This window comes from Micromonospora sp. M71_S20, from assembly GCF_003664255.1.
GTDB lineage: Bacteria > Actinomycetota > Actinomycetes > Mycobacteriales > Micromonosporaceae > Micromonospora.
The window spans coordinates 230,682-251,656 of the sequence record NZ_RCCV01000005.1 but is presented as its reverse complement, the minus strand read 5'-3'; the positions used below and the strand labels follow the sequence as shown (position 1 = coordinate 251,656).

18 protein-coding genes are annotated in these 20,975 nt (G+C 74.0%); 10 read left to right on the top strand and 8 right to left on the bottom strand.

Annotated features, from left to right (window positions below; all coding sequences use genetic code 11):
* Positions 1-133: 133 nt before the first annotated feature.
* Positions 134-325, top strand: a complete 192-nt coding sequence (locus DER29_RS34030; protein WP_148710173.1) for a hypothetical protein — start codon at positions 134-136, stop codon at positions 323-325.
* Here the strand turns inward: DER29_RS34030 and DER29_RS33755 are convergent.
* Positions 310-1,521, bottom strand: a complete 1,212-nt coding sequence (locus tag DER29_RS33755; protein WP_121401724.1) for a glycosyltransferase family 4 protein — start codon at positions 1,519-1,521, stop codon at positions 310-312. The genes DER29_RS34030 and DER29_RS33755 overlap by 16 nt on opposite strands.
* Before the next feature lie 86 nt (positions 1,522-1,607).
* Between DER29_RS33755 and DER29_RS33750 the strand changes: the two genes are divergently transcribed.
* On the top strand, positions 1,608-5,918 hold the full coding sequence (locus tag DER29_RS33750) for an alpha-(1->3)-arabinofuranosyltransferase family protein (protein ID WP_121401723.1): 4,311 nt from the start codon (positions 1,608-1,610) through the stop codon (positions 5,916-5,918).
* Here the strand turns inward: DER29_RS33750 and DER29_RS33745 are convergent.
* Positions 5,810-7,009, bottom strand: a complete 1,200-nt coding sequence (locus tag DER29_RS33745; RefSeq protein WP_121401722.1) for an acyltransferase — start codon at positions 7,007-7,009, stop codon at positions 5,810-5,812. The genes DER29_RS33750 and DER29_RS33745 overlap by 109 nt on opposite strands.
* A gap of 110 nt (positions 7,010-7,119) precedes the next feature.
* Here DER29_RS33745 and DER29_RS33740 point away from each other — a divergent pair, with 110 nt between their 5' ends.
* Positions 7,120-8,241: a DUF3068 domain-containing protein gene (locus tag DER29_RS33740; protein WP_158619139.1), complete on the top strand. Its 1,122-nt coding sequence runs from the start codon at positions 7,120-7,122 to the stop codon at positions 8,239-8,241.
* 579 nt (positions 8,242-8,820) lie between these two features.
* Positions 8,821-8,934, top strand: coding sequence for a hypothetical protein (locus DER29_RS35885; protein ID WP_233600322.1), 114 nt, complete (start codon positions 8,821-8,823; stop codon positions 8,932-8,934).
* A 685-nt stretch (positions 8,935-9,619) separates the two neighbouring features.
* Here DER29_RS35885 and DER29_RS34390 read toward each other — a convergent pair.
* Positions 9,620-9,811, bottom strand: a complete 192-nt coding sequence (locus DER29_RS34390) for a hypothetical protein (protein ID WP_121401720.1) — start codon at positions 9,809-9,811, stop codon at positions 9,620-9,622.
* Between DER29_RS34390 and DER29_RS33725 the strand changes: the two genes are divergently transcribed.
* Positions 9,810-10,181 carry a hypothetical protein gene (locus DER29_RS33725; RefSeq protein ID WP_121401719.1) on the top strand — a complete coding sequence of 124 codons (372 nt, stop codon included), beginning with the start codon at positions 9,810-9,812 and terminating at the stop codon, positions 10,179-10,181. The genes DER29_RS34390 and DER29_RS33725 overlap by 2 nt on opposite strands.
* Before the next feature lie 59 nt (positions 10,182-10,240).
* Here DER29_RS33725 and DER29_RS33720 read toward each other — a convergent pair whose 3' ends face one another.
* Positions 10,241-11,911, bottom strand: a complete 1,671-nt coding sequence (locus DER29_RS33720; protein WP_121401718.1) for a DUF885 domain-containing protein — start codon at positions 11,909-11,911, stop codon at positions 10,241-10,243.
* 52 nt (positions 11,912-11,963) lie between these two features.
* On the bottom strand, positions 11,964-12,590 hold the full coding sequence (locus tag DER29_RS33715; RefSeq protein WP_148710170.1) for a Uma2 family endonuclease: 627 nt from the start codon (positions 12,588-12,590) through the stop codon (positions 11,964-11,966).
* 91 nt (positions 12,591-12,681) lie between these two features.
* Between DER29_RS33715 and DER29_RS33710 the strand changes: the two genes are divergently transcribed.
* On the top strand, positions 12,682-13,800 hold the full coding sequence (locus DER29_RS33710; RefSeq protein WP_121401716.1) for a DMT family transporter: 1,119 nt from the start codon (positions 12,682-12,684) through the stop codon (positions 13,798-13,800).
* A gap of 156 nt (positions 13,801-13,956) precedes the next feature.
* Here the strand turns inward: DER29_RS33710 and DER29_RS33705 are convergent, their stop codons facing one another.
* The 3 genes from DER29_RS33705 to DER29_RS33695 all read right to left on the bottom strand — a co-directional run bounded on the left by DER29_RS33705 (position 13,957) and on the right by DER29_RS33695 (position 18,923).
* Positions 13,957-15,033 carry a PHP domain-containing protein gene (locus tag DER29_RS33705; RefSeq protein ID WP_121401715.1) on the bottom strand — a complete coding sequence of 359 codons (1,077 nt, stop codon included), beginning with the start codon at positions 15,031-15,033 and terminating at the stop codon, positions 13,957-13,959.
* Between the two features lie 65 nt (positions 15,034-15,098).
* Positions 15,099-18,023 (bottom strand): glycosyl hydrolase, encoded by a 2,925-nt coding sequence (locus tag DER29_RS33700; protein ID WP_233600321.1) that lies wholly within the window; start codon positions 18,021-18,023, stop codon positions 15,099-15,101.
* A 171-nt stretch (positions 18,024-18,194) separates the two neighbouring features.
* Entirely contained in the window at positions 18,195-18,923 is a 729-nt protein-coding gene (locus DER29_RS33695; RefSeq protein ID WP_121401713.1) for a M23 family metallopeptidase, read from the bottom strand.
* A gap of 60 nt (positions 18,924-18,983) precedes the next feature.
* Here DER29_RS33695 and DER29_RS33690 point away from each other — a divergent pair, with 60 nt between their 5' ends.
* From DER29_RS33690 to DER29_RS33680, 4 genes are all read left to right on the top strand, one after another.
* Positions 18,984-19,376, top strand: coding sequence for a hypothetical protein (locus DER29_RS33690; RefSeq protein WP_121401712.1), 393 nt, complete (start codon positions 18,984-18,986; stop codon positions 19,374-19,376).
* Positions 19,377-19,519: 143 nt separating this feature from the next.
* Positions 19,520-19,687: a hypothetical protein gene (locus DER29_RS35000; protein WP_165947875.1), complete on the top strand. Its 168-nt coding sequence runs from the start codon at positions 19,520-19,522 to the stop codon at positions 19,685-19,687.
* Positions 19,688-19,809: 122 nt separating this feature from the next.
* Positions 19,810-20,337, top strand: coding sequence for a tRNA adenosine deaminase-associated protein (locus DER29_RS33685; RefSeq protein WP_121401711.1), 528 nt, complete (start codon positions 19,810-19,812; stop codon positions 20,335-20,337).
* Between the two features lie 184 nt (positions 20,338-20,521).
* Positions 20,522-20,971, top strand: a complete 450-nt coding sequence (locus tag DER29_RS33680; RefSeq protein ID WP_121401754.1) for a nucleoside deaminase — start codon at positions 20,522-20,524, stop codon at positions 20,969-20,971.
* Positions 20,972-20,975 lie beyond the last annotated feature (4 nt).

Genomic DNA, 20,975 nt, shown 5'->3' with positions numbered 1-20,975 from the left:
GGCCCCGGTGCGCGGTGAGCTGCCGCCGGTTCCCGCCGCCGGGCCGGTATCGATCGTCCTCGCGGCCCTCCCCACTGACGCTACTTGGTGGTAACGTCCCGCGCACGCAGCTCACGAGGAGGAAGTCAGCACCATGCGCAGTGCTCTCTCGTTGGTTCTCGCCGGAGTGATCGCGGTCGCTCTCGGCGTCTTCGGGTCGGTGGCGCTGGCCACCACCCTCACCGGCACCTCGTCGTCCGAGGCCGCGAAGGCCGAGCAGGCCGCGCGGACCAGCTCGGACGGCGGTGGCGGCGCCAACAAGCCGCTGGTCTACGGCACGAGGTAGGACGGTTCCACCGGCTCCAACTGCTCCGCCGGCACCACAGCCCGAACGTTCGCGGCCCTCGTCACGAGGGCCGCGAATTTTTCGCCCGAGACCGGCCAGGTGAAGCGGGCCGCGTGCGCCCGCGCCGCCGTGCCCATCGTGGTGCGCCGGCCGTCGTCGGTCAGCAGCAGCCGCACCTTGGCGACGAAGTCGTCGACGTCGTCGGCGAGCAGGCCGGTCTCGCCGTCGACGAGCGCCTCCTCGACGCCGCCGGCGCCGCGGAACGCCACCGTCGGCGTGCCGACCGCCCCGGCCTCCACGATGGTCAGCCCCCAGCCCTCCTTGAGCGAGGGGGTGAGCGCGACCCACGCGCTGGCCAGCAGCTCCCGCTTCTCGGCGTCGCTGACGAAGCCGGTGAACCGGACCCGGTCGGTGACGCCCAGCTCTTCGGCGAGCTGGCGCAGCTGCGGCTCCCACCAGCCCTGGCCGGCGACCACGAGGCTGAGCCCGGGCAACTCGCCGGCGAGCCCGGCGAGCGCGTGCAGGGCCAGCTCGACCTGCTTGTGCGGGACCAGCCGACCGAGCACCACCAGGGACGGGTGCGGGGTGCGCGGCACCGGCCCGACCGTCATGTCGGGCGTGCCGTTGTGCACGATGGCGACCCGGGACGGGTCGATGCCGAGGGTGGCCAGCTCCTGCCGCGTGGCGGTGGAGACGGTCACGTACTGGCAGTGGCGGTAGACGCGCGGGGCGAGCCAGGACTCGACCCACCAGCCGAAGCCGGCCAGCCAGCGGCCCAGCACCACCGGCCACTGCTCGCGGTGCACGTGGTGCACCAGAGCGATCACCGGCCGGCGGGCGTACAGGGCGGACAGGAAGGGCAGGCCGTTGCCGACGTCCACGATCACGTCGGGGCGACCGCCCCGCCGTCGGGCCAGCGGCCCGAGGCCCAACGCGCCGGCCAGGTAGACGAGCGCGGCGCGCAGGTAGACGGTGTGCCGACCGCCGCGCCGCAGCACCCGTACGCCGGCGGCGGTGACCTCCTCGGCGGGGCCGGCGGAGTGGGTGGCGCAGAGCAGCGTGGCCCGGTGGCCCCGGCGCACGAGTTCACCGGCGATCCGCTCGACGTACACCTCCGAACCGCCGCCCTCCGGGTTCCGGGTGTCACGCCAGTTGAGGAAAAGTACGTGCCGGGTGGCGGCAGGCGGTGCTTCCACACTTACTCCTACTGCCGAGTAGTCTTCGCGTCGCGTCACACTATGGGCTTCGTCACGCCCCCCGCAATGCCCCGATCGGAGGCGAAATGCAGCAGGCGCCGGCCCGCCCGGAGCTGACCGACCGACCGGACGTCACATCGAGAAGGGTGTGGCGTCTGCGCTTGGTCGCGGTCTGTCTCGGTTTGTCGGCCCTGGCGTTCCTCCAGGATCCGGGCATGATCGTCATCGACACGAAGGTGGACCTGGCGGTCGATCCGGCCGGATGGCTGAGCCGCGCCCTGCACGTGTGGGACCCCGACGGCACCTTCGGCCAGCTTCAGAATCAGGCGTACGGCTACCTCTGGCCGATGGGCCCGTTCTTCCTGCTCGGCGATGAACTCGGCATCCCGGCCTGGGTGGTGCAGCGGCTCTGGTGGGCGCTGCTCATGACGGTGGCCTGCACCGGCGTGGTCCGGCTGGCCGAGCGGCTGCACATCGGCACGCCGGCCGCCCGCCTGGTCGCCGGGGTGGCCTTCGCGCTCTCCCCCCGGCTGGTCACCGAGCTGGGCCCGATCTCGGTGGAGGCGTGGCCGAGCGCCCTCGCGCCCTGGGTGCTGGTGCCCCTCGTGGGGCTGGCCCGGGGTGGCTCCGTACGCCGCGCGGTCACCCTGTCCGCGCTGGTGGTGGCGTGCGCCGGTGGCGTCAACGCGACGGCGGTGCTGGCCGTCGTGCCGCTGGCCGGTCTCTGGCTGGTCGGCCTGCACCCGTTCCGGCTGCGGATCCGGGCGCTGGTCGCCTGGGGACTGGCGGTGGGCGCCGCCACCGCCTGGTGGCTGGTGCCCCTGCTGCTGCTGGGCCGGTACAGTCCGCCGTTCCTCGACTACATCGAGACGGCGCCGGTCACCACGGCCCCCACCGACATGACCACCGTGCTACGCGGCGCCTCGCACTGGCACGCGTACCTCAACGGCGCCTACGGGCCGTCCTGGTCGGCCGGGTGGCGGCTGGCCACCGAGCAGCCGCTGGTGGTCGCCACCCTGGTGGTCGCCGGCCTGGGCCTCGCCGGTCTGGCCCGGCGCGGGATGCCGCACCGGCGTTTCCTGGTCACCGGCCTGCTGGTCGGGCTGGCCCTGGTCGGGCTCGGCCACCTCGGCGCGGTCGACGGGTTCGGCGCCCAGACGCAGCGGGACTTCCTCGACGCGGCCGGCGCGCCGCTGCGCAACGTGCACAAGTTCGACGTGGTGCTGCGGCTGCCGCTCATCCTCGGGCTCGCCCACCTGCTCGGGCTGGTGGCCCGGGCGGCCCGCGCGGGCGACCGGCCCGATGTGAATCCGGGCCTGCCCCGCCTGCTCCAGCCGGTGCGGCTGCGCGCCGTGCTGGTCACCGGCACCGCCCTCGTCGCGGTCGCCGGGGTGGCCGCGCCGGCACTGGCCGCCGGACTGCCCGCCCAGGGCAGCTTCCGGGAGGTGCCCGGCTACTGGCACCAGGCGACCTCCTGGCTGGACCGCAACCTCGGCGACGACCGGGTGCTGGTGGTGCCCGCCGCCCGCTTCCCCCGCTACCTGTGGGGCAGCCCGAGCGACGAGGTCACCCAGCCGCTGCTGGAGAGCCCCTGGGCGGTACGCAGTTCGGTGCCGCTCACCCCGCCGGGCACGATCCGGCTGCTCGACGCCGTCGAGTCGGCGCTGGCCAACGGCGAGGGCTCCGCCGGGCTGGCCGATGTGCTGGCCCGCTCCGGCGTGCGCTACCTGCTGCTCCGCTCCGACCTCGACTACGGGCGCTCGGGCGCCACCCAACCGGTGGTGGTCCGGCAGGCGCTGCAACGCTCGCCCGGTATTCGTCCGGTGCGGGCCTTCGGACCGGAGGTCGGCGGCGGCCAACTGCCCGGCAACTTCGTCGACCACGGACTCGACGTGAAGGTCCGGGCCCTGGAGGTGTACGAGGTCGCCCAGCCGGTCAGCCCCGTCGTCGCGTACGACGCGAAGGGCCTGACCACCGTGGTGGGCGGGCCGGAGTCACTGCTCCAGATCGCGGCGGCCGGCCGGCTCTCCGACGCCCCGACGGTGCTCGCCGGGGATCGGCCGGCGGGGCTGGCCGACGGCCCGGTGGTGCTCACCGACGGGATGCGCCGGCGCGAGGTCGCGTTCGGGCAGCCGCACGACAACGCCTCGGCGACGATGACGTCGGCCGACGAGGCGAGGCTCGGCGCGCCCGCCCGCGACTACCTGCCGCCGTGGGGCGAGGACCAGGCCACCACCGTGCGCTACCTGGGCATCGGGTCGGTCACCGCGTCGAGTTCCTGGTCCGACGCGCAGCCGCTGGTCGGCGGCCGGCCGGCGCACCAGCCGTACGCGGCGCTCGACGGCAGCCTCGCCACCGCCTGGCGCTCGGCGCCCGGGACGGTCACCACCGAGCAGTGGCTGGAGGTAGAGCTGATCGAGCCGCAGGTGGTCCGCGAGGTGGGCATCGTCTTCGACACCGGCGCCGACGCCCTGCCCACGAGGATCACCGTCAGCGCCGGCAACCAGCAGGCGGTGGTGGAGAACCCGGGCCAGAGCGTGCAGGTCACCGTGCCCGCCGGCTATCCGACCCGGCGGGTGCGGATCTCCATCGACGAGGTCTTCGACATCCGGGCCGGCTTCGGCGGCGTCGGCATCGCCGAGGTCACCATCCCGGGCGTGCGGGCCGAGCGCACCCTGGCCGTGCCGGCGCCCCCGGCGACCGCCGCCCCGGCGTCCGTGGTGCTCACCGCCGCCGCCGGCGCCTCGCCCTGCGTCTTCGACGAGGGCCGGCCGATCTGCGACGGCGGGCTCGTCCGGGAGTCCGAGGACGGCGACCGGATCGACCGGACGCTGAGCCTGCCGGTCGCCGCCGGCTACGACGTCGCGCTGCGGGTGCGCCCGCGTGCGGGCGGCGCGCTGAACGCGCTGCTCGACGGCGGCGGGGCGGCGGCCGTCGCGCGCGGGGTCACCCCGGTGGTCGCCGCCTCCAGCGTCGGCGTCTCCCACCCCGCGGCCCGGCCGGGCGCGGTGGTCGACGGCGACCCGGCGACGACCTGGTACGCCGCCGGCTCCGACCGGCAGCCGTGGCTGCGCCTGACCTGGCCGAAGGCCCGCCAGATCGCCGGGCTGAAGGTGACCCTGCCGCCCACCGCGGCGGCGGCCCGCCCGTGGCAGGCGACCGTGATCGGGGACGGCGGCATGCGCGGCGGCGTCTTCGACGAGGGCGGGAGCCTGGTCTTCGACCGGCCGCTGAAGACGGACGAGATCACCGTGCTGATCTCCGACGTGGTGCCGGCCAACACCTTCGACCCGTACCGGCGGCTGTCGCAGGGACTGCCGGTCGGCGTCGGCGAGCTGACCGTGCTGCCGGACGGACCGGTGCCCCGCAACGACCCGGAGGCGCGCGTCACGCTCCCCTGCGGCAGCGGGCCCACCGTCGAGGTCGGCGCCGTACGGCGCCGTACGGCGCTGGTGGCCAGCCGCCGGGAGCTGGCGGAGCTGCGCGAGGTGGACGCGCTCCTGTGCGGCGCCGGCGCGAAGGATCCGCTGCCGCTGGCCGGCGGAGAGGTGCGGGTGGTGGCGGCGGCGAGCCGGCTGGCGACGCCCACCCGGCTCGTCCTGACCCCGCACGCCGTGGTTCCGGGGCCCTCCGACGGCAGCGCGGCCGGCTCGGCGGGCGTCGCCGGCTCGGCGCAGGTGGCGGACGCCGTGCAGACCCCGGTCCGGGTGGACGGCTGGTCGGCCACCCGCCGGTCGCTGCACCTGGACGGGTACCCGGGTCAGCGGGTGCTGGCCCTGCGGGAGAACGCGAACGCCGGGTGGGAGGCCACCGCGGGCGGCGAGCGACTCACCCCGTTCGTGGTGGACGGCTGGCAGCAGGGCTGGCTGGTGCCGGCCGGGTTCTCCGGCGAGGTGCTGCTGCGGTTCGCCCCGGACGACGGGTACGTCCTGGCGCTGGGCGCCGGCGCGATCGCGCTGGGCGGGGTCGCGCTGGCCGCCCTGCTCCCGAGCCGGGGCGTGCCGGCGCCGGTGGCGGGGCCGCCGCGTCGACGCCGGCACCGGCTGCTCGCCCTCGTGTTCGGCGGGGCGGCGCTGCTGCTGGTCGGCGGCCTGGCCGCGGTCGCGGTGGCGCTGCTGGCGGCGGCCGGCGTGGTGGCTGGCCACGCGCTGGCGCCGCAACTGCACCCGCCGGACCGGCGCGGGCTGCGCCGGTTCTACCGGTTGGCCGGACGCTGGCTGCCGGTGGCCTGCTTCGGGCTGGCCGGCTGGTACGCGGTGACCCGGGGCGGGCACACCGACGCGGCGCCTCAGTTGGCGGCGGTCGCCGCCGTGACGGTGCTCTGGTTCTCCCTCGTGCTTGCGCCTCGGCGCGGCCGGGGGGCGTTCCAGCGTTGGAAGGGGCGCTCGACGGCGTAGTAGCTGATGGCGGCGAGGACCAGCCCACCGGCGACGGTGAGCAGGAAGATCTCGCCCGTGTCGCCGGTGAAGTTCGGCCGGTCGCCCACGATGTACACCCCCTCCAGCACGAACGGGTGCCAGAGGAACAGCCCGTAGGACACCCGGCCGAGCCACCGGCCGACGGCGCCGCCGAGGACGGCCTTGGTGCGGGTGGCCGGCCCGAACGCCACCGGTAGCACCATCATCACCGCCACCAGGGCGTACAGCGCCATCTTCAGCCCGAACTGGGCGGCGGTGGGCTCGGCCAGGTCGCGGGGACCCACGATCGGCGTGGTGGCCACGGCCAGGGCGGCCAGCGCGACCGACCAGCAGGCCAGCGGCGCGGCGCCCAGGTCGTCGAGCCACCGCCAGCTGTGACCGGTGCCGGTGCGCAGCGACACGTGGACGGTCGCCAGCGCCATGCCGGCGCCGAACCAGCCGGCGTACGAGGGCAGCCACATGGTGTGCAGGCCCAGGTCGAGCAGACCTGATCCCATCAGGGCCACCCAGCCGGCGGTGATGGCCAGCCCCGCCGCGACGATGAGGACGGTGAACCGGCCGGGCCGCCAGCGCCGCCGCATCAGCAGCACGGCGAGCAGCGGCAGCAGCAGGTAGAAGGTCACCTCGGTGGCGAGGCTCCAGGTCTGGCTCAGGCCGTGGCGCAACTGCCGGGGCTCGTAGATCTGGGTCAGCGTCAGGTGCCGCCACCAGTCACCGGCGGAGGCCGGCTGGTTCTGCGGCAGCACCAGCAGGCAGACCACCACGGTCAGCCAGTAGGCGGGCAGGATGCGGGTGGCGCGGCGCCACAGGTAGCGCCGGGCGGAGGGGGACCGCTGCCCGGTGGCCGACGCGTGGGCGTACGGGCGGAAGAGCAGGAAGCCGGAGAGCACGAAGAAGACGGCGACGCCCACGTCGAGGCGGGACAACCAGCTGCCCAGCCCCGAGTCGCCGGTGTTCGCACCGGTGGCGAACCCGACGTGGTGCCCGACGACGGCCAGCGCGCCGATCACCCGTACGGCGTCCAGCGCGGGCAGTCGGCGGAGGTCGTGATCCGGAGTTGGGGCAGACATCAACCGTCCAGAGGGTCGCGTGAATATGTAACCCGGGAGTAACCTGCGGCCAAGTTTAGGGACAGGACCGCTCGCCGGACACCGGCTGACTGTCTTTGTTGGGAGGATCAGTGAAGGCTCGTCTGGGCGCCGTGCTGTTCGGAATAGGCGTCTTGTGTCTCGTGCTCGCCGCGGGAGCGGCGTTCTTCGTGGCGCCGACGGTGACGAAACTGCCGTACGACCTCAAGCTGTGCAACGCGGAGGGCAAGCCCGAGGGCTGCCTGAAGCCGAGCGTCGCGGTGGCGGAGAACGCCAAGTTCCTGCAGCTCAAGAAGGACGCCCCGCCGACCGTGCAGACCGGCAGGCTGGAGTCCACCACCGAGGTGGCGCCGCAGGCCGGCAGCACCGAGGCGGAGATGACCGGTGACCTGGAGGGCAAGGCGGTCGTCTGGGGCGCGTACGGCACGGTTAAGTGGGTCCAGACCGGCGAGGTGATCAGCCAGTACTCCGCGGAGCTGGCCCTGGACCGGAAGACCGCCGCGGCGGTCGACTGGGACAAGCAGTTCCTCCAGGCCGACGGCCCGGAGGGGCCGAGCGAGGTCACCTTCGGTGGTCAGACCTACAAGTTCCCGTTCAACACGGAGCGCAAGGACTACGAGTATTTCGACCGTGACCTGCGCAAGGCGCTGCCGATCCGGTTCGACGGCACCGAAAAAATCAACGGCACGGAGGCGTACCGGTTCCAGCAGGTCATCGAGGAGACCGACCTGGGCATGCCGGCCGAGCGGGTGGGTGCCCTGCTCGGGGCGTTCGCGCCGGGCGCGACCAGCGGCAAGGTGATGTACAGCAACACCCGCACCATCTGGGTCGAGCCGGTCAGCGGCAACTTCGTCAAGGTGCGCGAGCAGCAGAAGAAGACGCTGGTGCCGGACCAGGGCGCGAGCACCCCGTTGCTGGACGGCGACTTCGTCTACACCGACCAGACGATCGCCAACAGCGTCGAGTCGGCCGGTAAGAACCGGGACAAGCTGCTGCTGATCGGGCGGACCATTCCGCTCGTGCTGACGGTCGTCGGCGCTCTGGCGCTGATCGTCGGGCTCTGGCTGGTGCTGGCCGGACGCCGGGCCACCGCCGCCGCGCGGCACCGCGCCGACGGCGACGCCGACGCCGCCACGGCGCCCGCGCCGCGGGCGTCGTCCGAGCAGGTCACCTCCGGGGGGCCCGTGCGCGACGGCGAGGCCGGGCACCGGTAGCGGACCGTGGACGGCGTCCACCTAGGGGCGCCGACCACCGGCAGGAGGCAGGCCGCCACCGTCTCCCCCCGTACGCGGGGCGACGGTGGCGGCCTCTCTTGTGCAGGCAGGGCCTTGTCGTTACTGAACCGTGACCTGCGCCGCTGCTCGTCACGGACTGTCGTCACCGAACGAAGATGTGCCCGGTTTGCGCGGCTATCATCGATCAATGCCGATGTAGTCGAGGATACCTCCGCGGCCACTCGCTACCCAGCGTGTCCTTGGCTGCGACGGACGACGATTCGGGCCTTGTGACCTGCGCCTCCGCGCGGCATCATCATCGCAGTTTCGTTACTCGCCGGTAACTGTGGTGACTCGGGTGCGGGGCCGTCGCCGCTCGACCGGCGACCCGCGCGACGTTCCCTGAGGAGGAAGCCGTGCAGGATCGGTTCGACGACCAGGGCCGCACCCGGTGGCGGCGCTTCGCCGCGATGCTGGTGCCCGCGACGGCCGTCGCCGGCGCGATCGTGTCCGACCCGCACGGGCGGCCCGGCGGGCGCGACGGGCGACGCGAAGGCGTTCGGGCAGCAGGCCGACACGGTGGTCATCAAGGACGTGCGGCAGGTCGCCCGGTCCACCCACGCCGGCATCTTCAACCTGACCGGACTGACGATGAAGGTCGACGTCGGCGCGGACGCCAAGGAATGCTCCTGACCTGATCCGCAGGCCCACGGGTCTCGCTCCGCGGGCCCGACCCCTCCCCTCTGGTCCCGGCAGGAGGCGTACGTGACGACCGTCGATCCGCAGCCCGCGTGGCGCGACCGGTTCCGCGAGGCGTGGCACGGCTTCCGCCGCTGGCGGCGGGCGCGACCGTTCTGGGGCGGCCTGCTGACCGCGCTGGCCCAGCCGGTGCCTGCCGTGCCGGCCGGCACCAGGCCTGCCAGTGCCGTGCCGGCGGTTGGGTCGATCCGGTGCGCCGCCGGGCCGCGCGATCTTCGACCGTACGTGGTGCTGCCGGTGCTGCTCGGCCTCGCCGCCGCCGTCGCCCTCGCCGCGCCCGGTCCCACGCTGGTGCACGCCGTGGCGCCGCCGACCGCGCCCTGCCCGACCCCGGCTCCCGACCAGGGCGGAACGCGACCCACGCCGACCGGCACGCCGGGCGCGACGCCGGCCCCGGCCGAAACGCCCGCCCCGCCCGCCCCCAGCCTGTCCCCGGGGACGGGCGGCGGACGCGAAGCCGTCCGCGACATCCTCGACGGCATCGGCGACCTCCTCGATGGCGGCCGGGACGCCGACGAGGAGGCGGCCCCCGGGGCGACGCCGTCGACCACGCCGAGCGTCCGCCCCACGGCCATCCCGGGCGTGCACCCCACGACCAACCGGAGCGTCCGCCCCACCGTCACCCCGAGCGTCCGCCCCACGGCCACGGGTCGGCCGGCGGCTCCCGGCCGGGGTGCGCCCCGGCCAGCCCGAAGCCGAGCCGACCCGGGCAGGTGGTGCCGGGCAGGCCACTGCCCCGGATCGCCGCCGACCCGGGGCAGCCGATGGTGGCGGCGGTCCCGTCGAAGCTCAGCGGTTCGGAGGTGACCATGGTCGGGCTGCGGTTCGAGGGCATCGTCGACCTGCCCACCGCCGACGGCAGCCTGAGAGCGTTGAAGTTCACCATGGACCGTGCGGTCACCGACGACTTCCTGCTCCGCTCGCCGGGGCCGGCCGGCCGGACGGTGCGGTTCGCCACGGACCGCCTGACGGTGCAGGGGGACGTCGCCTTCTACGCCACCCGGTTCGTCGGGCGGCTGCTCGGCATCAAGATCACGCTGACCCCGGACCTGCCGTTCCCCGACGGCCTGCCGATCACGTCACCTGTTCCGATCACCTTCACCGAGCCGGCCATGGAGCTGGCGTTCGTCACCAGCGACACGCTGACCGCCCGGCCGGCGTTGCAGCTGACCCTCTCCTGACCTCACTCCACCACCACCCGGTGCGGGGCCGGTGTCCCTCCGGCCCCGCACCGCCGGGCTCAGAGGCGGGCGAGCGCCTTGCGCAACGGGTCGAGCCCCAGCGAGCCGAGGTCGAGCGCCTGGCGGTGGAACTCCTTGAGGTCGAAGTCGGCGCCCTTGCGGGCCTTCGCCTCGTCACGGGCTTGGAGCCAGATCCGCTCGCCCACCTTGTAGGAGGGGGCCTGCCCCGGCCAGCCGAGGTAGCGGTTCAGCTCGAAACGCAGGTTCTCGTCCGGCACCCGGCAGTGCGCCCGCATGAACTCCCAGCCCAGTTCCGGCGTCCAGCGCTCGCCCGGGTGGAAGCCGAACGGGTTGTCCTTCGGGATCTCCAGCTCCAGGTGCATGCCGATGTCGACGATCACCCGGGCGGCCCGGAACGCCTGCCCGTCGAGCATGCCGAGCTTGTCGCCCGGATCCTCCAGGTAACCCAGCTCGTCCATCAGCCGCTCCGCGTAGAGCGCCCAGCCCTCGCCGTGCCCGGAGACCCAGCAGAGCAGCCGCTGCCAGCGGTTGAGCAGCTCGGCCCGGACGGCGGTCTGGGCGACCTGGAGGTGGTGACCCGGCACGCCCTCGTGGAAGACGGTGGTCACCTCGCGCCAGGTGGAGAAGTCGGTGACGCCCTGCGGCACCGCCCACCACATCCGCCCGGGGCGGGAGAAGTCCTCGCTCGGGCCGGTGTAGTAGATCGCGCCGTCGCTGGTCGGGGCGAGGCAGCACTCGATGCGGCGTACCTGCTCCGGGATGTCGAAGTGGGTGCCGTGCAGGTCGCCGATGGCCTTGTCGGCGAGCGCCTGCATCCAGTCCCGGAACGCCTCCTTGCCCCGGATCGTCCGGGCGGGGTCGGCGTCGAGCGCCTCGACCGCCTCGTCGATGGTGGCGCCGGGGCCGACGATCCGGCCGGCCACCGCCCGCATCTCGGCCTCCAGCCGGGCCAGTTCCTCGAACCCCCAGGCGTACGTCTCGTCGAGGTCGACCCTGGCGCCGAGGAAGTACTGCGACGCCAGCTCGTAGCGCTCGCGACCCGCGGCCTGCTTCTCCCGGCCGAGCGGGGCCAGCTCGGTGCGGAGGAACTGGCCGAACTCGGCCGTCGCCGCAGTGGCCGCCGCCGCGCCCCGCCGCAGCTCGGCGCCGAGGGTGCCGTCGGCGCCCAGCCGCTCGACCAGCCCGTGGAAGAAGTTGTCGCCGTCCGGGTCGACCCAGATGTCGCACTGCTTGGCGACCTCCACGAGCTGGACCCGGGCGCTGACGTGGCCGGCGGCGGCCGCCTCGCGCAGCGTCGCCTTGTAGCCCTCCAGGGTGCTCGCGAAGCGGTTGAGCCGGGCCGCCACGTCGGCCTTGGCGTCGTCGCCCTCGGTCGGCATCAGGTCGAAGACCATGCGGACCTCGTGCAGACCGCTGGAGATCACGTTGACCTCGCTGCTCGCCTCGCCGGCGTCGTAGCGGGCGAGGTCGAGACCGAGCCGCTCCTGCATGGCCTCCTTGGCGGTCCGCTCCGCCTCCGACTCCGGCTCGGTCACGTCCAGTTCGGCCAGCGTCCGCCGGATCAGCTCCGCGCGGGCCGTGTATCCGTCGGGCGACAGGTCGTCGAGCTGGTTGTCGTAGCCGGCGATGCCGACGTAGGTGGCGCCGATCGGGCTCAGCGGCGCCCATTCGGCCACGTAGCGGTTCGCGAGGTCATCGATTCGTCCCACGCTGCGACCCTACGTGAGGGCACCGCCGGGTTGTCGAACGCGTTCTGCGTGTTCAGGGCAGCAGTTCGGCGGGGTCGAAGTCGATCGGGAACGGCAGGTCGGCCGAGAGCCGCCGACCGCCGACCGCCCTCGCGACGGTGTCGTAACCGCCGAACTTGCCGAGGGTGAAGAGCTCCGCCTGGGCATGCCCCAGCCGGCGGGAGAGTTCGACCCGCAGGAAGTACGGCACCCGCCCCTCCGCGCACCGCATGGGCTCGTCGACGAAGTCCTGCCGGCGGCTGCCGGGCGAGACGAACTCGACCGCCATCGTGCAGAGGTGGGCCGGGATCCACCGGTCCTCCTCGTCGGTCTTCGGCAGCGCGTGCAGGACGGTGACGTCGGGCTGGACCCAGCGCCGCGGCGAGAAGGTCAGATTCACCTGCCCGAACACGTAGAACCTGTTGGTCTCCGCGGCGGGTGACAGCAGACGGGCGAGCTTTGTCTCGCCGTAGCTGTTCGTGCCGACCTCGGCGGGCGTCATGACCAACCTCCCGTCGATGCACTCGTAGCGCGCATCGGGTAGCCCCGGCAACGGGAGGTATCGGTCGGCGAAATCGGTCGTCCACATGCCGTCGAGGTCGACGAGCGGGTCGAAACGCATCGGCATCGTCACGGCGTGCACCTCCTCGGGGGTGGTCAACGCGTCACCAGCGTAGGCGGTTTCTGTGGTGATCGACACGGCGTCCAAAAGTCGCGGGACTTCGTCGTACGGCTGCGGCAGAGTGTCAGGGGTGACAGTGGATTCCACTCCTGACCGGGCGGCGCTGCGGAGCTGGCTGCCCGGGTTTCTGGCGCTGGCCGCCATCTGGGGCTCCAGCTTCCTGTTCATCAAGATCGGCATCGGGGAGCTGCATCCACTCCACCTCACCCTCTACCGGGTCGCCGCCGGCGCGGCGACCCTGTTGCTGGTGCTCGTCGTGCTCCGCGACCGGCTGCCCGCCGAGCCCCGGGTCTGGGCGCACCTGACCGTGGTCGCCGCGTTCGGCGTCGCCGTGCCGTTCACCCTGTTCGGCTACGGCGAGCAGCGCGTCGAGTCGATGCTCGCGGGCATCTGGAACGCCACCACCCCGCTCATCGTGCTGCCGCTGGCCGTGCTGGTGTTCCGCACCGAGCGGCTGACCGCACGCCGGGCGGTCGGCATGGCGCTGGGCTTCGCCGGGGTGCTGGTGGTGCTCGGGGTCTGGCAGGGGGTGGGCGGTGCCCACTTCACCGGGCAGCTCATGTGCCTGGGCGCGGCCGCCTGCTACGGCGTCGCCATCCCGTACCAGAAGAAGTTCGTCGCCGGCAGCGCGCGCTCCGGGCTCTCGCTCTCGGCGGCGCAGCTGCTGGTCGCGACCGCCCAGCTCGCGGTCGTCGCGCCGCTGGTGGCGGGGGCGCCGCCGGCCCCGACCGGCCTCTCGGCCGAGGTGCTCGCCAGCGTGCTCGCGCTCGGCGCGCTCGGCACCGGCCTCGCCTTCGTCATCAACCTGCGCAACATCCGGGTCGCCGGGGCGAGCACCGCGTCCACCGTGACCTACCTGGTACCGGTGTTCGCGGTGCTGATCGGCGCCCTGGCCCTCGACGAGCGGCTCACCTGGCACCAGCCGGTGGGCGCGCTCATCGTGCTGTTCGGCGTGGCCGTCTCGCAGGGCCTGATCGGTCGCCGGCCCGCACCCGCCGGTGTCGCCGAGCCGTCCACGGCCCGGGCCCCCGAGCCGTCCGTGCCCGACGCCACCGTGCCGGCCGATGCCGGCACCGTCGCCGCCACCGTGCCGGCCGATGCCGCCACCGTGCCGGCCGCCGCCGTGCAGCCCGTTTCCTCCGGGTCGGCCGACCCGTCGGTGCCTGCCGCGCCGGCTGCCCGCTGCTGAGCGGTCCCGGCCTTCACCACGAGGGCCGTCGGGCCCGCTGCGACGCGGTCCCATGGACGGGGCAGCTCGACAGCGGCCGTGACGCCATCGCCCGGGCCGCCGGCCATCGCCCGGGCCGCCGGCCAGGGCGCCGTCCGGCGGTACGGCAGCCAGGGGTCAGCCGGCGGCGTGCCCGCGGGCCCAGTCGACCAGCCGGTCGGCGTCCCAGGTGTTGACCACCCGGTCGGCGGGCACCCCGCACAGTGCGGCGCGCTCGCAGCCGAACCGCTGCCAGTCGAGCTGCCCGGGGGCGTGCGCGTCGGTGTTGACGGCGAAGTGACAGCCCGCCTCCAGCGCCCGGCGGATGAGCCGCTTCGGCGGGTCCTGCCGCTCCGGCCGCGAGTTGATCTCGACGGCCACCCCGTGCTCCGCGCAGGCGGCGAAGACGGCGTCGGCGTCGAAGTCGCTCTCCGCCCGGGTACGCGGCCGGTGCGCCCGGTCGCCCGGTCCCTTCACCCCGGCGGGCCGGGACGCCACCATCCGCCCGGTGCAGTGGCCGAGAATGTCCAGGTGCGGGTTCGCGATCGCGGTCAGCATCCGCCGGGTCATCTTCGCCCGGTCGTCGTTCAGGCCGCTGTGCACCGACCCGACCACCACGTCGAGGCGGGCCAGCAGCTCCTCGTCCTGGTCGAGCGACCCGTCGGCGAGGATGTCCACCTCGATGCCGGTCAGGATCCGGAAGCCCTCCGGCAGCGCGTCGTTGACCTTCGCCACGTGGTCCAGCTGCCGGCGCAGCCGGTCGGCGGTCAGCCCCCGGGCCACCTTCAGCCGGGGCGAGTGGTCGGTCAGCACCACGTACTCGTGGCCCAGCTCGACGGCCGCGAGCGCCATCTCCTCGATGGGTGAGCCGCCGTCGGACCAGTCGGAGTGGGTGTGGCAGTCACCGCGCAGCGCCGTACGCAACGCGGTGGCCGCCTCGTCCAGGTCCGTGCCCTCCGTGGCGAGCAGCCGGCGCAGGTAGACCGGCTCCTCGCCGGCGAGCGACTCGGCCACGCAGCGGGCGGTGACGTCGCCGACCCCGGACAGCTCGGTGAGCTTGCCGGCGCGGGCCCGCTCGGCCAGTTCCCTCCCCGGCAGCGCGCCGAGGGCCGTGGCCGCCGAGCGGAACGCCCGGACCCGGTAGGTCGCCTCGTTCGCCCGTTCCAGGAGGAATGCGATCCGGCGTAGGTCGGCGATGGGGTCCCGGGCGCTCATGCCATGGAAAATACGCCTCCGCGCCGCCGGTCGTCAGACGACCGACGGCGCGGAGGCTCACGGGATCAGGAGTGCGGCAGCTTCACCAGCGACCGGTCACCGATGCCGAGGGTGGTCGGGTTGTTCCCGATCGCCGACCAGACCTCCACCCGTACGGTGCCGTTCGACAGGTTGCCGAGGGCGCCGGTGGCGGAGTGCAGGCCGCTCTGCTGGGTGTAGCGCTCGTAGCCGGGAACCGGGTCGGTGGCGAAGTAGCGGTACGTCTCCACCCGCTCCCAGCTGCCGTTGCCCGTCAGGTCGTAGGAGACCCGCACCTGCACCCCGTTGCCGACCGCGTTGCCGGCGTCGAGGAACAGGTCGAAGGTGGTCTGCCCGCCGGCGTACGCCAGGTCCAGGCCCGTCGCGGTGAAGACCTGCGGGTTGGTCGGCGTGCCGTCGCGGTTCGCGCCGCCCGCGCCGGCCACCGTGGCGGTCGCCGGGCTGCCGGCCGCGGCCAGTCCGCCACCGGGCAGCAGGTACCGGGTGGGGAAGTCCGCCGACGGCGGCGGGGTGGTGGGCGGCGGGGTCGTCGGCGGGGCCGTGGTGGGCGGCGGGGTCGTCGGCGGGGTGGTCGTGGGCGGCGGCGTGCCGGTGACCCCACCGGTCGCGGTGCCGCCGCTCCAGGTGTACGCACCGCTGGTGGCCGTCTTCCCGGCGGGCACGGCGAGCCGGGTGCCGTCGGAGAACGTGACCGTCAGCGGCGCGGCGGTGATGTTGCTCGCCACGTATGTGCGGACGCCGTTGCGCTGGAACACCGAGGCCAGCGGGTGGTTGGCGGTGATTCCGGTGTGCACCGTGCCGAGGGCGGCGAGGTTGCGGATCCAGTGGAAGGTGTGTGCCCGGCTCTCGCCCTCCTCGGGCGTGTACCCGGGGTTCGCGCGGAGCTTCGCCAGCGCCGCGTCCGGGTCGCCGAGCGCCAGGAACTGCCAGAGGATGTCCTGCCACACGGTCGGTTCCCCGCCGTTGTTGCGCACCAGTTCCTGGTAGTTCGCGCGGTTGGACGCCGGGTGGTGACCGAGGTAGAGGTGCCCGCCGGTGACCGGGAGCATGTTGATGCCCTGGATCATCTCCGGCTCGGCGCTGAACCAGGTGGCGTACGCGCCGCCGTCACCCCAGACCATGCCGACCGTGGAGTGCCCGAACGCCGCCGGGTAGTTCTCGTTCGTCACGTCGAACCAGTACTCGTGGATCGCCGCGGCCTGGGTGGTGTGGATGAAGATGCCGGCGTCGCGTACGGCGGTGTTGCCGGTGGCCTGGCCCCACTGGATGAGGGCGTTGGCGAAGTTCATCCCCTCGGACGAGGATTCCTGGTTGTTGCCGGCGTTGAACGAGCCGTGCCCGGCGGCCCAGTCGTGCCCGGCGTAGATGTCGAAGTCGCGCAGGTACGGGAAGCGGTTGTCCGTACGGTCGTAGTTGTTCGCGTCCCGGATCAGCAGGTCGATCATGCCGCCGTACTGGTCCTGCCGCGCCCAGGTCGGGTCGAACTTGGCCAGGGTGGCGGCGGCGGCGATGTAGTAGCCGTAGTGGAAGTGGTGGTCGTTGAGTTCCTGGTCGGAGCCGTAGGAGGCCGGGTAGCCGATCAGGGTCCCCCAGTTGCGGTCGTAGTGGAAGACGCCCTCGGTCTCCCCGGGCGTGGCGGTGAGCCAGTCGTTGAGCGTGCTCCGGATGGCGTTCAGCGCGGAGGTCCGGGTCTCGGCGTCGCCGACCTGGTCGGCGATCTCGGCGATCCGGGCGGCCCGGCCCAGGCCCTTGCCCGTCCAGTAGGTGTCGCCGCCGCGCTGGTCCATCGGGTTGCCCCTGACCGCGGCCAGGTGGTTGCGCAGCGTCGTCAGGTCCGCCCCGGCGCCGGTGGCGACGGCGGGGACCTCCGGCAGTACCCCGTTGAACTTCATCGAGGTGCGGAACGCGTTGACGCCGGTGAGCACCTTCATCCGGCCGCGCGCCGACGGGTAGGTGAGCGTCAGCGGGGTGGCGCCGGTCAGCGACCGCCACTGGTGCGGGTAGAGGCTGACGACGGTCTGGTTCGCCGTGCCCTCCCGGGCGGTCGTGGTGAAGGCGTACGTGGTGTTGACGGTGCTGGTCGCCTGGTCGTAGGCGTACGAGACCCGGGTGCCGGTGACGTGCGCGTGGGCGTACCGGCCGTAGGTGGTGGCCAGTTCGGTGCGGGACGCGGCGTCGGTGCTCGGGGTGGTGGGCAGCAGGGCGACCGAGAAGTAGCCCCTGCCGGCCAGGTTGGAGGTGATCCGTCCACCGTTGACGGACCAGGTGGCCCCGGTGGGCGCGTACGCGACGTAGTCGTGCCCCCGGACGGTGAAGCCGATCGTGGCGCCGCTGTTCGACCAGACCGTGGCGCTGCCGCCGGTGGCGTTGATCAGGGCGTCGCCGCCGCTGGTGCGGAAGTACGCGAACGGCAGGCCGTGGCCGATGGTGGCGCGCATGGTCCGGGCGCCGTCGTTCCAGTACGGGGTGACCGTCCAGTCGGTCCAGCCGTCGACCTTGACGACCGGGGCGCCGAGCCCGGCGATGCCGACCCGGATGTCCTCGGAGTACGTGTACTTGAACTCGCCGACGCCGGTCGCGGTGCCGCTGATCGTGGGCGTGGAGGTGGCCGACAGGCCGAGGCCGTCGCCGGCCGGCTGGTAGGAGGCCGGGTGCGCGTGCAGCGGCTCGCTGTAGGAGCAGTTGGTCCGCTTCCACAGCAGCGACGACCACCAGTCGTTGGTGGGGATCGGCCCGGCGGGCGCGTCGGCGGTGGCGAACTGCCGGGGGTTGGTGGTCATGTCTCCGCAGCCGGTGGGCAGGGGGCCCACGCGGTCCGTGGTGTAGCTGCCGGCGCCGACGGTGGCGGCCTGGGCGGGGGTGGTGGTCACGACGGCGAGGCCGCCGAGGGCGAGGGCCAGGGCGGAGGTGGCCGCCACGGCCCAGGTGCGGCGTGTCGCAGGAGGTGTCACAGTGCCTCCGGTCGGGGAGCGCCGGTCGGGGACGGGCGCGTTCTGCGGGCGAATTGTGTGGAAAGTGGCCTCAGAGAGCGCTCTCTTGCAGCGGGACGCTAGCCCAGCGCCGAGACTTCCGTCAATGTTTCCGACCGATGAAGCGCTGATGACGACAAACGGGAGCGGTCGTCAGGCGGCCGGCGGCGCCTTCGGGCAGCCGTGCCGGCGGTGCCAGGCGGCCACCTCGGCGGCCGGTTCCTTGTTGCCCTTGCGCCGCCACGAGTTGAGGTACGGCGCCGGCCAGACCACGCCCCGGCGGATCCACCAGCCGTCCCGGCCGGTGCACGGCGGGGAGATGCCGAAGTGCAGGTGGCAGACGTTGTTCGCATTCCCGGTCCGGCCCACCTCGCCGAGCCGCTGCCCGGCGCGCACGCGTACCCCGGCGTCGATGCCGTCGGCGATGCGGCGCAGGTGCGAGCCGTAGTAGCGCACCCCGTCGTCGCCGAGCAGCGACACCGACAGCCCGCCGTTGTGCGGCCCCCGCGGCCCGCGCTTGTCGAACCGGTCGACCCGGCTGACCTCCAGCAGCACGCCGTCGGTCACCGCCACGACCGGCTCGCCGCAGTCGGCGAAGATGTCCGTCCCCGGGTAGGCCGAGTGGGTCGGGTGGTAGGCGACGCCCGCCGCGCGTACCGGGAAGACGTGCGGCAGCCCGGCGCGGGTCGGCGCGGTCGACGGGCCGGTCGGGGTCGCGGCCGGCGGCGCGGGCTGCCCGGCTGTCGCCGGCAGGCTCGGCCGGGGTTCGCCCGGCGTCGTCCCGGGCCGCGTCGTCGCGCAGCCGGCGGCCAGCACCGGCACGAGCACCAGCAGGACCGGGTACGCAGGGCGCGCGCGGCGTCCGATCGTCGGCGAGGGCATCCGGTCATCCTGACAGAGTCGGTACGGTGGTGGAGGCGCACGGCAGAAGGGGAGGGGTCGATGACGACCGGACGGTACGCCTACCCGCCCGAGCCGGACGCCGGGTTCCGGCCGGCGCCACGGGTCCCCTCGGGGCTCTTCCCGTCCGGGCCGCCGTCCCAGCCCACCTACCGCGAACCGCACCCGGTCACCGGCGCGGGCGTCGCGTCCGGCGCCGCCGTGGCGGCCGTCTGGCTGCTCCTGTTCGGCCTGCTCGGTCGCGGCGTGTCCGGTTACGCCTGGTGGACGCTGCTGGCCGGCGGGCTGGCCTGGCTGGCCGCGCTGCTGCTGGTCCGCGCGGGCGACCGGGGCGTGGCCACCGGGATCGCGATCGTCACCGCCGGCGGGTGGAGCATCGCCGCCGCCATCGTGACGGTGCGGTGGGCGTCGAGCGGGGACTGGCCGCTCTGGTGAGCCCGGTCCGGCCCCTCCCGCCCGGGCCGCGACCCGCCGCCGGGGACCCGCTCCGGCCGGCCCGTGGCTGCGCTGCGTCGCGGGCCGGCTGCGCAGCGAATCCCGCCTTGACGTGGCCGCCCGAACTCGGCACCCTCGGCGTTATGGCCTGGACCACTCCGCGGCTCGACCCCGAGCGCAGCCGCCGTCGCCAGCAGCTCCTCGCCGAGTTGGCGGGCGCCCGGGCGGTACGCCAGCGCGTACGGCCGCAGCGGGTGCGCAGCGAGCGCCTGCGGGAGCTAATCGCCACCCGCCGCCGGGTCGCCGGCTGACGACAGGCAGACTTTCCCCAGGATTGACCGGCCCTTCGGGGCGTTGACCGGTCGCCTGCCGACCCGACCGGCTAACGTGCACGCGTAACGGGTCGGCCTGCCGAGGCTCTTTTGGGGGAACCGTGTCGTACTTCGCTGCGGCCGTCGTACGTGACGACAGCGGTTGGACGGCCGCCGAGGTGAACCTGCGGGGCGTCACCGACATCGAGGACGTCGCCGACCGGCTGCGCGACGTCGACTCCGACGCCGACCTGTCGCTGCTCTTCGTCGAGGCGGACGACACGTACCTGGTGGTCATGCGCCTGGACGAGGGGGAGGACCTGCGGGTCTTCGGCTCCGACTCGGCCTACGCCGAGGAGTCCCGGCTGGGCGCCCTGCTGGTCGGGGACCTGAAGACCTCGGTGACCGGGCTGGACGACACCGAGGAGCCGCGCCCGTCCGGCCGCGGCGACGATGACACCGAGCAGCCCGCCGTCGACCCCGAGGCCGACCCGGTCGGCGAGGCCGACCTCCTGGCCGACCTGGGCATCTCCGCGCAGAAGCTGCTCAACCTCTGCGCGCAGGAGGGCATGATGCCGGGCGACGTCACCGCCGAGGTGTGCCAGGTGCTCGGCTGCGCCGACGAGGTCGAGGAACTGCGTGAGGTCTGAGCCGTCCGGGCCGGGCCGGGCCGGGGCGGGCGGCGCCGAGCCGGCCGACGCCACCGATCCGGCGCTGGGCACCGTACGCCCCGGGCAGCCGACCCCGGGCGCGGCGGGCCGGGTCGGGCCCGGCGCCCACGAGGGGCTGGCCGATCCGGACGGCGCCGGCCGGCGGCAGCGGCACGAGCTGTGGATGCGCCGGGCGCTGGAAGTGGCCGTGACCGGGCCCGACAGCCCGGCCGGCGCGGGCCCCGACGCCGCCGACGACATCCCGGTCGGCGCCGTGCTCTACGGGCCGGACGGCACCGAGCTGGCGACCGGGCGCAACGAGCGGGAGCTGACCGGCGACCCGACCGCGCACGCCGAGGTGCTGGCGCTGCGCCGGGCCGCCGAGCGGCTGGGCCGCTGGCGGCTCGACGGCTGCACCCTGGTCGTCACCCTGGAACCCTGCACGATGTGCGCGGGCGCGCTGGTGCTGGCCCGGGTGTCAACCGTGGTCTTCGGCGCCTGGGAGCCCAAGACCGGGGCGGCCGGATCGTTGTGGGACGTGCTGCGCGACCGCCGGCTCAACCACCGGCCGGAGGTCTACGGCGGCGTCCTGGAGTCGGAGAGCGCCGCCATCCTGCGCGCCTTCTTCCGCTGACCGG